The sequence below is a fragment of the Leisingera daeponensis DSM 23529 genome, assembly GCF_000473145.1.
GTDB classification, from domain to species: Bacteria; Pseudomonadota; Alphaproteobacteria; order Rhodobacterales; family Rhodobacteraceae; genus Leisingera; species Leisingera daeponensis.
Window position 1 is genome coordinate 102,318 of sequence record NZ_KI421502.1, and the last position, 12,899, is coordinate 115,216.

Consider the following 12,899-nt stretch of genomic DNA (forward strand, 5'->3'; position numbering starts at 1 on the left):
TCATGATGCCGATGAACAGGATGGCGGTCACCGGCCAGGTCCAGGTCGGGTTGCTGGTGCCTGCGTGGTTGCTGTTGAAGTAATGGCGGATGGTCACGCCCATCAGGAACACCAGCGCCGCGATCAGCCAGTTGTACTCGGTGGCAAAAGCCAGCGGGTAGTGGTTGGACAGCATCAGGAACACAACCGGCAGCGTCAGGTAGTTGTTGTGGGTCGAGCGCAGCTTGGCGATCTTGCCGTATTTGGCATCCGGCGTGCGGCCTTCCTGCAGGTCCTTCACCACGATGCGCTGGTTCGGCATGATGATGAAAAACACGTTTGCGGTCATGATGGTCGCGGTGAAAGCGCCCAGATGCAGCATCACGGCGCGGCCGGTGAAGATCTGGTTGTAGCCCCAGCCCATGATCACCAGCAGGATGAACAGCAGCACCATCAGGAAGGTCGGCTTTTCCCCCAGCGGCGATTTGCACAGGAAATCGTAAACGATCCAGCCGATGGTCAGCGATGCGCCGGAAATCAGGATGCCCTGCCACAGCGCCAAGTCGGCCTTGCTGGAGTCAATAAGGTACAGCTCCCCGCCCGCCCAATAGACGATCATCAACAGGCCGGCGCCAGACAGCCAGGTGGCGTAGCTCTCCCATTTGAACCAGACCAGATGGTCCGGCATGTTCTCCGGCGCCACCAGGTATTTCTGGATGTGATAAAAACCGCCGCCATGGACCTGCCATTCCTCACCATGCGCGCCGACCGGCAGGTGCGGAACCTTCCGCAGGCCAAGATCCAGCGCAACGAAGTAGAAGGACGATCCGATCCAGGCAATGGCGGTGATGACATGAAGCCAGCGGACCGCAAAGCCCAGCCAGTCCCACATGATCACAAGCTCTTCCATTGTTCTCTCCTCATAAGCTTTGACCCGAGACTAGAGCATGGCGTTATTTTCATGTATTAGGTAAAAAATCCAAGCTGTTTCAAAATAACACAAAGAATACGTGAATGGCCTATCTCGACAACATCCGCACCTTTGTCCGCGTCTATGAACTTGGCAACATGTCTGCTGCGGCGCGCGACATGCGGATTTCGGCGGCGGTGGCGTCTTCGCGGATTTCGCAGCTGGAGGATCACCTGAACGTGCGGCTGTTCCAGCGCACTACACGGCTGCTCAATCCGACCGAGCAGGGCAACCTGTTCTATCACGGCGCGGTCAAGATCCTGGAAGCGGTGGATGAGGCGGAGGCCGATATCAGCAGCGTCACCCAGACCCCGCGCGGCACCCTGTATGTTGCCGCACCGCTGGGGCTGGGGCAGCGGCTGATTGCCCCGGCGGTGCCGAAGTTCAACGAAGCCTATCCGCTGATCTCGATCCGATTGCGGCTGTCGGACCGCAAGCTGGACCTGGCGGCAGAGGGGCTGGATGCGGCGTTTTTCCTTGGTGTGCCGGAGGACTCAAACTTGCGCATACGCAAGATCGCCGACTGCCCGCGGGTACTGTGCGCGGCGCCGGAGTATATCAGGCAGCGCGGCCAGCCGAAAAACAGCGAGGAACTGAAGACGGACGCGCATGATTGCCTGAACCTGCGCTATCCCGGCGCGCCGGAGTTCCAATGGCCGCTGCGCAGCCGCGACGGGGTCAAGCGGGTGACCGTCACGGGCCCGTTTGAATCGGACCACGGCGATGTGCTGACCAGCTGGGCGCTGGACGGGCACGGGATCATCCTGAAGCCGGTGTTTGAAATATCGGAACACCTTGCCTCCGGCCGGCTGGTGCCGGTGCTGACGGAGGAGCCGCCGATCCCGATCCAGATGGCCTGCCTGTACGTCCACCGCCGCCATCAGGACCCCAAGGTGCGGCTGTTCATGGATTTCATGGTGGACCACATCCAAGCGTCCCTCCCCTCGGAATAAAAAAGCCCGCCCCAGTTGCCTGGGACGGGAACCGCCGGCAGATGCCAAGCGGGAGGAGAGGTATCTTGGAACTTGCGGCTCAGCTGCCGCGGTAGGTCGAATAGCCGTAGGGCGACAGCAGCAGCGGCACATGGTAGTGGCTGTCCGCCTCGCTCATGCCGAAACGCAGCGGCACCTCGTCCAGAAACAGCGGATCGGCGCCTGCCTGGCCGGTGGCGCGCAGATAGCCGCCCGCGTGAAACACCAGCTCATAGGTGCCGGTGGCGAATTCGCCGGCCGGCAGGATCTGCTCATCGGTGCGCCCGTCGTGATTGGTGGTCAGGCTGCGCAGGTGGATGCGCTCATCGCCCTCGATCCGGTAAAGCTCGATCTTCAGCCCTTCCGCCGGGCAGCCGCGGGCGGTGTCCAGCACATGGGTGGTCAGAAATCCGGCCATGCCAGCCTCCTTTCAATTCCGTTTCCCTAGGTATGCGTTGTTCAGCCCGCCCCATACAGCGGGAAGAGTCAAAAAGTTCTTTCAAAAATATACTGAAAGCCGAAGCAGATTATCTGTTCTATACATAATAAAAAGACAGGAGACCTGACGTGACGCGCTATCCTCGTGACTTGCGCGGGTACGGTGCTGAGGCACCTGACCCGCAGTGGCCAAATGGGGCCAAAGCTGCCGTGCAATTTGTCCTCAACTATGAAGAAGGCGGCGAGAATTGCGTCCTGCACGGGGATGCTGCCTCTGAGGCGTTTCTGTCGGACATTCCCGGTGCCGCGCAATGGCCCGGCCAGCGCCACTGGAACATGGAGTCGATCTATGAATACGGCAGCCGCGCCGGCTTCTGGCGGCTGCACCGGCTGTTCACCGGCGCGGGCATCCCGCTCACCATCTATGGCGTGGCGACCGCGCTGGCGCGCAGCCCCGAGCAGGTGCAGGCGATGAAGGACGCGGATTGGGAGATCGCCAGCCACGGCCTGAAATGGGTCGAGCACAAGGACATGGCCGAGGAGGAGGAGCGCGCCGCAATCGCCGAGGCTGTGCGCCTGCATACCGAAGTGACCGGCACCCGCCCGCGCGGCTGGTACACCGGCCGCTGCAGCGCCAACACGGTGCGGCTGGTAGCCGAGGAAGGCGGGTTTGATTATATCTCCGACACCTATGACGACGACCTGCCCTATTGGCTGGAAACCGGCGGACGCGATCAGCTGATCATTCCTTATACGCTGGAAGCCAACGACATGCGGTTCGCCAACTCGCCGGGCTGGATCACGGGTGAGCATTTCTTTCAGTATCTGAAAGATGCCTTTGACGTGATCTATGCCGAGGGCGAGGCGGGCGCGGCGAAAATGATGACCATCGGCCTGCACTGCCGTCTGGTTGGCCGTCCGGGCAAGATTGCCGGCCTCAAGCGGTTTATTGATTACATCCAGGGCTTTGAGGGTGTCTGGTGCCCGCGCCGCATCGACATTGCCGAGCATTGGGCCGAAACCCATCCGCCGGTGAAACGCGAGCGCCCCAGCCGGATGGGGCGCGAGGCGTTCGTGTCCAAGTTCGGCTCGATCTTCGAACACTCGCCCTGGATCGCCGACCGTGCCTTTGATCTGGAGCTGGGCCCGGCGCATGACTGCGCGGCTGGCGTCCACAACGCGCTGTGCCGGATCTTCCGCACCGCCAGCGAGGAAGAGCGCCTGGGCGTTCTGACCGCGCACCCGGATCTGGCGGGCAAGCTGGCCGCGGCGGGCCGTCTAACCGCCGAGAGCACCTCGGAACAGTCCAGCGCCGGCCTTGACATGCTGACTGACGAGGAGCGCGAGACCTTTACCCGGCTCAACACCGAGTATGTGGAGAAGCACGGCTTCCCCTTCATCATCGCGGTGCGCGACCATAACAAGGCGTCGATCATGGAGGCGTTCCATCGCCGGATCCACAACGACCGGGCAACCGAATTCGCCGAGGCCTGCCGCCAGGTGGAGCGCATTGCCCAGTTCCGGTTGCAGGACCTGCTGCCATGAGCCGCCTGCTGACCGCCGTGCCGCTCACCGCGGAGGCCTTTGCGCCTTATGGCGACGTGATCGAGGCCGCGGGCGCGCCGGACAAGCTGATCAATCAGGGCATGTGCGGCCGTCACCACGACCGCGCCCGTCTCGATTTCGGCGAGGGCGGACGGGCAGGCATCAGCCTGTTCGACGCCCGGGCCCGCCACCTGCCGCACAAGGTGGACATGGTTGAACGCCACCCCGACGGCAGCCAGGCCTTTGTGCCGGTCAGCGGTGTGCCGATGCTGGTCATTGTCGCGGGAGACGCTGGCGGTGTCCCGGTTGAGCTGAAAGCCTTCATCACCCAGCCGGGCCAGTCCATCAACCTGCACCGGGGCACCTGGCACGGGGTGCTCACCCCGCTGGGCGCCCCCGGACAGTACATCGTGGTCGACCGCATCGGACAGACCCCGAACCTGGAAGAACACTGGTTCCAGGACCCCTACACCGTGGTTTCAGAGTAACCCCCGAAATAACCGAAGCCGCTCACACAACAACAAGAAGCGGCAAGATCCCCATGACCAACAGGAGATATTCATGGCTGACACTTCCATAGGGACGCCAGCGCAGTTGCGCGACCCCAATTATACCCCCCCCTTGCACAAGGCGGTGCCGCTGGGCATCCAGCATGTGCTGGCGATGTTCGTCTCGAACGTGACGCCGGCGATCATCGTGGCAGGTGCCGCCGGGTTCGGTTTCGGCTCCAACTCGCCCGATTTCCCGGAACTGCTTTACCTCATTCAGATGTCGATGCTGTTTGCCGGCATTGCCACGCTTTTGCAGACCATCACTTTGGGCCCGGTCGGCGCCGCGCTGCCGATTGTGCAGGGCACCTCCTTTGCCTTTCTGCCGATCATGATCCCGCTGGTTGCGGGCAAGGGCGTGGACGGGCTGGCGGCCATGTTCACCGGCGTCATCATCGGCGGCATCTTCCATGCTTCGCTGGGCATGGTGATCGGCAGGATCCGCTTTGCCCTGCCGCCGCTGGTGACGGGCCTGGTGGTCACGATGATCGGCCTCGCGCTGGTCAAGGTGGGCATCCAGTATGCCGCTGGCGGTGTGCCCGCCATCGGCACGCCGGAATACGGCTCTCTCCTCAACTGGTCGGCGGCGCTGGTGGTGATCCTGGTGACCCTGGGCCTCAAGTTCTTCACCCGGGGGATGCTGTCGGTCTCTGCCGTTCTGCTCGGACTGATTGTGGGCTACATCTATGCGCTGATGACAGGCATGCTGACGTTTGAGGCGGTTTCCGGCTCCTGGGAGCGGGCCGCAGCCTTTGCCCTGCCGCAGCCGTTCAAATACGGGGTGGAATTCTCCGCCGCGGCCCTCATCGGCTTCTGCCTGATGAGCTTTGTCTCTGCGGTGGAAACCGTCGGGGACGTCTCTGGCGTGACCAAGGGCGGCGCGGGCCGTGAGGCCACCGAGGAGGAAATTGCCGGTGCGACCTATGCCGATGGTATCGGCACCGCCATTGCGGGCTTCTTCGGCGCCTTCCCTAACACCTCCTTCAGCCAGAACGTCGGCTTGATTGCCATGACCGGCGTGATGAGCCGCCACGTGGTTACCTGCGGCGCCATCTTCCTGATCATCTGCGGGCTGATCCCCAAGGTTGGCGCTGTGATCCGCACCGTGCCGATCGAGGTGCTGGGCGGCGGCGTCATCGTGATGTTCGGCATGGTGGTTGCGGCCGGTGTTTCGATGCTGTCGGACGTGGACTGGAACCGCCGGAACATGGTGATCTTTGCGATTTCCCTGTCCATCGGCCTGGGACTGCAGCTGGAGCCGGGTGCATTGCAGCACATGCCCGATACCGCGCGCATCCTGCTGACCAGCGGCCTGCTGCCCGCGGCGCTGATTGCCATCGTGCTGAACCTGGTGCTGCCGCAGGATCTGGCGGACGAAGCCACCGAGGAAGTCTCGGGCGGCTTAAGCGGACACGGCAAAGGCTCGCTGCCGCATGAGGATCATGCCTGACGCGCCTAGCGCCGTGTGAGAATGAGAGAGCCGGCCCTTTTCAGGGTCGGCTTTTTCGTGCGGGCTCAGCCGCTTAAGCCGTGCAGCACCGCCAGCCCCGGCAGCCAGCCGGTGAAGATCCCGCACAGCAGCGTTGCCAAGGCGGTCAGCCGGGGGCTGCCGCGCCTGAGGGCAAGGTTCAGGAAGTACAGAAACCACAGCCCGGACCAGGCGGCCCAGCATCCGGCCAGCCAGACGTCGAACAAACCCTCCGCCTGCGCCAGCACCCGCAGCACCATGGGCGCGGCGGTCAGCGCCACAAAACCGCTGAACCATCCCAGCCCATCGCCGCTGGATGCGAAAATCCGGTTGTAGGCCACCCACAAGTAAGTAGTGCCGAACAGCAGGGTCATACCGGCATCCAGCAGGTCCGCCGGCTGCTGCGCCGCCAGCGCGATCAGCAGGACGACGGCAAAAAACACCAGTGCCGCAACCGCATTGATCAGGATGATCTCGCGGTCCTGAATACGGCCCATCTGCCAGACGCCGTTCAGGCACAGCACCACGCCGACCACCAGCAGGCTTAATCCCAGAAACATGTTCTCAGCCCCTCAAAGAAAAACAGGAGAGAGGTACACCTCTCTCCTGCCGCTCCGCTATGCGGATATTTGCAGAATGTGTTTCTGGCTGGGGCTTAGAAATCGACCTCGATGGCGATGCCCTTTTCCAACGCCACCTCAACCACGGAGGCCGCGACGGCCAGATCCTGCAGGCCGACGCCGGTGCCGTCGAACAGGGTGATCTGATCGTCCGATGTGCGTCCCGGATTGGTGCCGTTGATCACCGCGCCGATCTGGGCCACGTCAGACTCCTGGATCAGGCCCTGGGCCACTGCGTGCTGCGCCTCGCCGATGGAGATGGATTGCGCCACTTCGTCGGTGAACACCGTTGCCTTGACCAGCAGTTCGGCCTCAACCTCCTGCTTGCCCTTGGTATCGGTGCCCATGCAGGCGATGTGGGTGCCGGGGCTGACGTGATCTGCCATCAGCGACGGTGCGAAGGCCGACGTGATGGAGATGATCACATCCGCATCAGCCATGCCGGGGAGGTCCACCGCCTCAAACGGCACGCCTGCTTCTGCGGCGACCTTTTCGATGTTGGGCAGCATTTCCGGGTGGTAGTTCCAGCCGATGACCTTCTCGAACGGGCGCTGCTCCAATGCGGCGCGCAGTTGGAAGGTGGCCTGATGGCCTGCGCCGATCATGCCGATCACCTTGGCGCCCTGGCGGGCCAGATGCTTGATCGACACCGAGGACGCCGCGGCGGTGCGCAGCGCGGTCAAGAGGTTGCCGCCCACCATCGCCTTCACCTTGCCGGTGTCCGGGTCGAACAGGAAAACGGTGGACTGGTGGTTGATCAGCCCGCGCTTTTCCAGGTTGTTGGGCCAGTAGCCGCCGGCCTTCAGGCCCAGCGTCAGCCCGGCACGGTCAAAGCCGCCCTTGAAGCCGTAGAGCGCATCCTCGTGGCCGATTGCCTCGCGCACCACAGGGAAGTTGTAGGCATCCCCCGAAGCCATGGCGGCAAAGACCTTCTCGACCGCATCGAACGAGGCTTCGCGGGTCACCAGGTCCGCAACCGCCTTTTCCGGAACGATATACATGTCTGTTTCTCCTCAACAAAAAAGCCGGCGGAGGGCGGCATGCGCACCTCCGCCAGTTCGGGGATCGTCCTCAGTAAGCCTTGCCGCGGGCAGAGACGGGCCAGACGGTTTCGACCTTGCCGTTGCGCACGCCGACGTACCAGTCATGCACGTTGGCGGTGGGGTCGCAGTGGCCGGGCACCAGCCGCAGCTTGTCGCCCACTTTCAGCGCGCCGTTCGGGTCGGAGACCACGCCGTGCTCATCCGAGCATTTGATGTATTCCACGTCATCGCGGCCGAAGACGAAGGGCAGGCCGCTGTCGACCGACTGCGCCTTCAGCCCCGCGTCCACAATGGCTTTGTCGGCCTTGGCGTGGCTCATCACCTGGGTCAGGAGGAAGAAGGCGTTTTCCCACTCGCCCTGGTCGATCCGGTTGCCGTCCTTGTCCAGGATGCGGCCGTAATCCGCGTCCATGAAGGCGTAGGAGCCGCACTGCAGCTCGTTGTACACGCCGGAGTTCGATTCAAAGTAGTAGGAGCCGGTGCCGCCGCCGGAAACCAGCTCGCATTCAATGCCTTCAGCCTTCAGGCCTTCGACCGCATCGGCAACCTGGGCGATGGCAATGTCCAGCTTGGCCTTGCGGTCCTCATAGCTGTCCATGTGCTGCATCGCGCCCTGATAGGCCTGGATGCCGGAGAACTTGAGGTTCTCGGCCGCGTTCACCGCCTTGGCGATCTCGACAACCGCCTCGGTTGTGGTCACACCGCAGCGGCCGGCGCCGCAGTCGATCTCGACAAAGACTTCCAGCTCCGTGCCGTGCTTCTGCGCCGCGGCCGACAGGTCGGCCACGTTGTCGATGTCATCGACGCAGACGATGGTGCGGGCGCCCAGTTTGGGCAGGCGGGCCAGGCGGTCGATCTTTTGCGGGTCGCGCACCTGGTTGGAGACCAGGATGTCCTTGATGCCGCCGCGGGCAAAGACCTCGGCCTCGGAGACCTTCTGGCAGCAGACGCCAACCGCGCCGCCCAGTTCTTCTTGCAGCTTCGCCACATCCACCGACTTGTGCATCTTGCCGTGCACCCGGTGGCGCATTCCGTGCGCCTTGGCATAGTCGCCCATCTTCTTGATGTTGCGCTCCAGCGCATCCAGGTCGAGGACCAGCGCCGGGGTCTGGATGTCAGCCTCGTCCATGCCCGGGACCGCCGGGACGTCATAGCCGACTTCGAGCTGATCAAAATTTGTCTGTGCGTTCATGGTTCTATTCCCCAGTTTAGCTGTTCATCCAGGGCAGTTTGTCGAGGTCGACATTGCCGCCGGTGACGATCAGGCCCACGCGTTTGCCCGCGAAGGCGTCCTTGTTTTTCAGAATGGTGGCGAGCGGCACCGCCGAGGATGGCTCCATCACGATGCGCAGGTGCTTCCAGATCAGTTTCATCGCATCGATGATTTCGGCATCGGACGCGGTGTAGATTTCGCTCACGTGGTTGCTGACGAAATGCCAGGTCAGCTCCTTCAGCGGCACCAGCAGCCCGTCGGCGATGGTCTTGGGCGCATCATCAGCGATGATGTAGCCCGCCTTGAAGCTGCGGTAGGCGTCATCGGCCTGCTCTGGCTCCGCCGCGATCACCTGAGTTTCCGGCGCGAGCGTCGACAGCGTCAGGCAGGTGCCGGAGATCATGCCGCCGCCGCCGATCGGGGCCACAACCATGTCGAGGCCATCGGTCTGCTCCACGAACTCCTTGGCGCAGGTGCCCTGCCCCGCAATGACGCGCGGGTCGTTGTAGGGATGCACGAAATCGCCGCCGGTCTCCGCCTGCACCTGGGCAAAGGTTTCTTCGCGCGAGGAGGTCGAGGGCTCGCATTCGGTAATCTTGCCGCCGTACCGGCGCACGGTGTCCTTCTTGGCCTGCGGCGCGGTGCGCGGCATGACCACGTTGCACGGGATGCCGCGCAGCATCGCCGCATAGGACAGGCAGGAGGCATGATTGCCCGAAGAATGCGTTGCCACGCCTTTTTTCGCCTGTTCCTCATCCAGCCCGAACACCGCGTTGCTGGCGCCGCGCACCTTGAACGCGCCCGGCTCCTGGAAGTTCTCGCACTTGAAGAACAGCTCCGCCCCGGTCAGCTCATTCAGAAAATCCGAAGTGCGCACCGGCGTGCGGCGGATATGGGGCCGGATGCGCTCATGCGCAGCCAGCATGTCCTCATAGGTCGGGATATACATAGCGGTATCCTTCATCAGGCAGCAGCCTTGGCGCTGCTGGCAGTGTTGCCGCGGTAGTAGTCCTGCGCCGCCGCCACGCCGGAGCCCAGCTGGATACCGAGGCCCAGATCGGCCATGACCATTTCGGCGGTGGCAATACCGGACAGCGCCATCACATCGGTCAGGCTGCCGAGGTGGCCGATGCGGAATACCTTGCCCGCGACCTCACCCAGGCCGGTGCCAAAGGCGACGCCGTATTTCTCCGCCGCCAGGCTGACGAATGTGTTGGCGTCAAAGCCCTCCGGCGTGCGGATCGCGCTAACGCTGTCGGAGTAGACCTCCGGCGACACCGCGCACAGCTCCAGCCCCCAGGCACGGACCGCGGCGCGGACACCCTCGGCAATCCGGTGGTGGCGGGCAAAGACATTCTCCAGCCCTTCATCCAGCAGCATACCACAAGCCATGTTCAAACCGTTCAGCAGGCCGACGGAAGGCGTGTAGGGATAGGCACTGTTGGCATAACCCTTGGCCATGTCCTTGATATCAAAGAAGGTGCGCGGCAGCGTCGCGGTCTCCGCCGCCTTCATCGCCTTGGGCGAGAAACCGGTGATGGCCAGGCCCGGCGGCAGCATGAAACCCTTCTGCGAGCCGGTGACGGCAATATCGACGCCCCATTCATCCATCCGGAAGTCCATCGAGGCGATTGAGGACACGCCATCCACGAACAGCAGCGCCGGGTGGCCTGCGGCGTCCAGGGCGCGGCGGACGGCGGCGATGTCGGATTTGACGCCGGTTGCGGTCTCGTTGTGGGTCGCCAGAACCACCTTGATTTCGTGCGCTTTGTCAGCGGTCAGGATTTCCTCGTAGCGGTCCGCCGGGATGCCCGCGCCCCAAGGGGTTTCAACGACCTGAACGTCCAGCCCGTGGCGCTGGCACATGTCGATCCAGCGGTGGCTGAACATGCCGTTGCGGGCGGCCAGGATCTTGTCGCCTGCGTTCAGCGTGTTGGTGATCGCGGTTTCCCAGCCGCCGGTGCCGGTCGACGGAAACACAAAGATCTCGGCGGTTTCGCTTTTCAGAACCTTCTTCACCCCGGCCAGTGCCGGATGCAGGATCTGGCCGAACAGCGGCGAGCGGTGGTCCAGCGTCGGCATGTCCACTGCCTTGCGCAGTGCTTCGGGCATATTGGTCGGACCGGGGATGAAAACCGGATTTTGAAAGCTCATGTCGTGCCCTCCTGTGGCGATTTCCTTCACTTTAAGGGGACACTCTGCGCAGGTAAATTTTTTTGAAAAAAGCTTTCAAAAATCGAAATAGGTCATGAAAAGTGATTATTTACAAAGGCTTTGAGTTTTTCATTGTACAGAATTGATTTTCATCGGTATCAATAAGCAGCTGTTTGAATTGCCTTCGGAGGCTTGAAAATGCCGCAAGCGCCGCGCCGCAAGGGCCGCCCTAAGAACTTTGATTCCGCCAGCAATCCGCCCACGATCCAATCGCTCGACCGGGCGCTGGACGTGCTGGATGCACTGGCCGGCGCCAGCGGCATGACGCTGACGGAACTGTCCACCGCGCTGGATCAGTCGGCGGCCACCATGTACCGGGTGCTGGCCACGCTGGAGGCGCGCCAGATCGTCGAGATGGAGCCGCAGTCGCAGACCTGGCACATCGGCGCCATGGCCTTCCGCCTCGGCTCCGCCTTCCTGCGCCGCTCCAGCGTGATTGAACGCGCACGGCCGGTGATGCGGGAGCTGATGGAGGCAACCGGCGAGACCTCGAACCTCGGTATCGAACGCGGCGGCGACGTGATGTTTGTGAGCCAGGTGGAAACCTACGAGTCGATCCGCGCCTTCTTCCCGCCCGGCACCACCTCACCCATGCACGCGTCCGGCATCGGCAAGGCGCTGCTCAGCTGTTTCGGGGAGGACCAGCTGACCCGCTTCCTGCGCGGGCGGACGCTGACGGAATTCACGGAGAAAACCCTCACCTCCGCCGAAGCCTTGCGCGAAGACCTGGCACAGATCCGCCGCCGCGGCTGGTCTTTCGACGACGAGGAAAAGGCGCCGGGCATGCGCTGTGTGGCGGCGCCGGTGTTCGGAATGCAGGGTGAGGTGCTGGCCGGGATCTCTGTCTCCGGCCCGACGTCCAGGATGCCGGACACGCGCATCAGCGAAATCGGCGCCCTGGTCAGGGGCGCCGCTGAGAAACTGTCCTATGGGCTGGGCGCGCCGGCAGCGGATCAGGCCGCGCCCGGCTGACAAGCCGGGCAGCGCCCGGGCACATATCAGGGCCGGGCGCTGCCCCCGCTGTCAGCGCAGCGGTGCCAGCGGCATATGCCGGTTCACGTCCTTATAGAGCAGATAGCGGAACTTGCCCGGACCGCCTGCATAACAGGCCTGCGGGCAGAAGGCCCGCAGCCACATGTAATCGCCGGCCTCGACCTCGACCCAGTCCTGGTTCAGCCGGTAAACCGCCTTGCCCTCCAGCACATAGAGCCCGTGCTCCATCACATGCGTTTCGGCAAAGGGGATCACCGCGCCGGGTTCAAAGGTGACGATTGTCACATGCATGTCGTGGCGCAGGTCATTGGGGTCCACGAAACGCGTGGTCGCCCATTTGCCCTCGGTCCCCGGCATCGGGGTCGGGTCAACGCTGTTTTCGTTGGTGACAAAGGCTTCGGGTGCGTCCAGCCCGGCAACTGCCTGATACGCCTTGCGGATCCAGTGGAAGCGCACCGGCGCGCCGGAGTTGTTCCGCAAGCTCCAGCTGGCCTGCGGCGGCAGGAAGGCATAACCGCCCTCCTCCATTTCATGCGCGGTGCCGTCAATGGACAGCGTCATGGCCCCTTGGACGACAAACAGAACCGTCTCGGTGCCGGGTTCCGTCTCAGGACGGTCACTGCCGCCGCCGGGCTGCACCTCGGCGATATACTGGGAAAACGTCTCGGCAAAGCCCGACAGGGGCCGCGACAGCACCCAAAACCGCGCCTTGTCCCAGAACGGCAGCAGGCTCGCCACGATATCGCTCATCGTGCCCTTGGGGATCACCGCATAGGCTTCGGTGAACATGGCCCGGTCGGTCAGCAACTGGGTCTGCGGCGGCAGCCCGCCTTCCGGAGCGTAATAGGATCGTTTGGTCATGGGCTGCCTTTCCTGCTGAACTGCTGCCCCTATTGA

General features: G+C 63.2%; 13 protein-coding genes. 5 read left to right on the top strand and 8 right to left on the bottom strand.

The window, feature by feature from the left end; translation table 11 throughout:
- Positions 1 to 889 (bottom strand): urate hydroxylase PuuD (locus DAEP_RS23115; RefSeq protein ID WP_036761524.1); only part of this gene is annotated, 889 nt, incomplete at its 3' end.
- A gap of 104 nt (positions 890 to 993) precedes the next feature.
- Here DAEP_RS23115 and DAEP_RS0120650 point away from each other — a divergent pair.
- Positions 994 to 1,902, top strand: a complete 909-nt coding sequence (locus DAEP_RS0120650) for a LysR family transcriptional regulator (protein ID WP_008558433.1) — start codon at positions 994 to 996, stop codon at positions 1,900 to 1,902.
- Positions 1,903 to 1,981: 79 nt separating this feature from the next.
- Here the strand turns inward: DAEP_RS0120650 and uraH are convergent, their stop codons facing one another.
- Positions 1,982 to 2,338, bottom strand: coding sequence for a hydroxyisourate hydrolase (gene uraH, locus DAEP_RS0120655; RefSeq protein WP_027246030.1), 357 nt, complete (start codon positions 2,336 to 2,338; stop codon positions 1,982 to 1,984).
- A gap of 149 nt (positions 2,339 to 2,487) precedes the next feature.
- On the opposite strand from uraH, the gene puuE reads away from it, so the two are divergent.
- From puuE to DAEP_RS0120670, 3 genes are all read left to right on the top strand, one after another.
- Complete coding sequence (gene puuE / locus DAEP_RS0120660; RefSeq protein WP_027246031.1) at positions 2,488 to 3,903, top strand: allantoinase PuuE; 1,416 nt, start codon at positions 2,488 to 2,490, stop codon at positions 3,901 to 3,903.
- Complete coding sequence (locus DAEP_RS0120665) at positions 3,900 to 4,391, top strand: ureidoglycolate lyase (RefSeq protein WP_027246032.1); 492 nt, start codon at positions 3,900 to 3,902, stop codon at positions 4,389 to 4,391. The genes puuE and DAEP_RS0120665 overlap by 4 nt, the downstream gene beginning before the upstream one ends.
- A gap of 73 nt (positions 4,392 to 4,464) precedes the next feature.
- Entirely contained in the window at positions 4,465 to 5,901 is a 1,437-nt protein-coding gene (locus DAEP_RS0120670; protein ID WP_008558467.1) for a uracil-xanthine permease family protein, read from the top strand.
- Positions 5,902 to 5,966: 65 nt separating this feature from the next.
- On the opposite strand, the gene DAEP_RS0120675 is transcribed toward DAEP_RS0120670, so the two are convergent.
- The 5 genes from DAEP_RS0120675 to bhcA all read right to left on the bottom strand — a co-directional run bounded on the left by DAEP_RS0120675 (position 5,967) and on the right by bhcA (position 10,949).
- Positions 5,967 to 6,479, bottom strand: coding sequence for an AmiS/UreI family transporter (locus DAEP_RS0120675; protein WP_027246033.1), 513 nt, complete (start codon positions 6,477 to 6,479; stop codon positions 5,967 to 5,969).
- A gap of 95 nt (positions 6,480 to 6,574) precedes the next feature.
- Positions 6,575 to 7,540 (bottom strand): iminosuccinate reductase BhcD, encoded by a 966-nt coding sequence (gene bhcD, locus DAEP_RS0120680; protein ID WP_027246034.1) that lies wholly within the window; start codon positions 7,538 to 7,540, stop codon positions 6,575 to 6,577.
- Positions 7,541 to 7,610: 70 nt separating this feature from the next.
- On the bottom strand, positions 7,611 to 8,774 hold the full coding sequence (gene bhcC / locus DAEP_RS0120685) for a 3-hydroxy-D-aspartate aldolase BhcC (RefSeq protein ID WP_008558431.1): 1,164 nt from the start codon (positions 8,772 to 8,774) through the stop codon (positions 7,611 to 7,613).
- Positions 8,775 to 8,790: 16 nt separating this feature from the next.
- Positions 8,791 to 9,759 carry a beta-hydroxyaspartate dehydratase BhcB gene (gene bhcB / locus DAEP_RS0120690; protein WP_027246035.1) on the bottom strand — a complete coding sequence of 323 codons (969 nt, stop codon included), beginning with the start codon at positions 9,757 to 9,759 and terminating at the stop codon, positions 8,791 to 8,793.
- Positions 9,759 to 10,949 (bottom strand): L-aspartate--glyoxylate aminotransferase BhcA, encoded by a 1,191-nt coding sequence (bhcA, locus tag DAEP_RS0120695; RefSeq protein ID WP_008558487.1) that lies wholly within the window; start codon positions 10,947 to 10,949, stop codon positions 9,759 to 9,761. Before bhcA ends, bhcB begins: the two co-directional genes overlap by 1 nt.
- A gap of 198 nt (positions 10,950 to 11,147) precedes the next feature.
- Between bhcA and bhcR the strand changes: the two genes are divergently transcribed.
- Positions 11,148 to 11,981: an HTH-type transcriptional regulator BhcR gene (gene bhcR, locus DAEP_RS0120700; protein ID WP_027246036.1), complete on the top strand. Its 834-nt coding sequence runs from the start codon at positions 11,148 to 11,150 to the stop codon at positions 11,979 to 11,981.
- A 51-nt stretch (positions 11,982 to 12,032) separates the two neighbouring features.
- On the opposite strand, the gene DAEP_RS0120705 is transcribed toward bhcR, so the two are convergent.
- On the bottom strand, positions 12,033 to 12,863 hold the full coding sequence (locus tag DAEP_RS0120705) for a bifunctional allantoicase/(S)-ureidoglycine aminohydrolase (RefSeq protein ID WP_027246037.1): 831 nt from the start codon (positions 12,861 to 12,863) through the stop codon (positions 12,033 to 12,035).
- Positions 12,864 to 12,899: the final 36 nt, after the last annotated feature.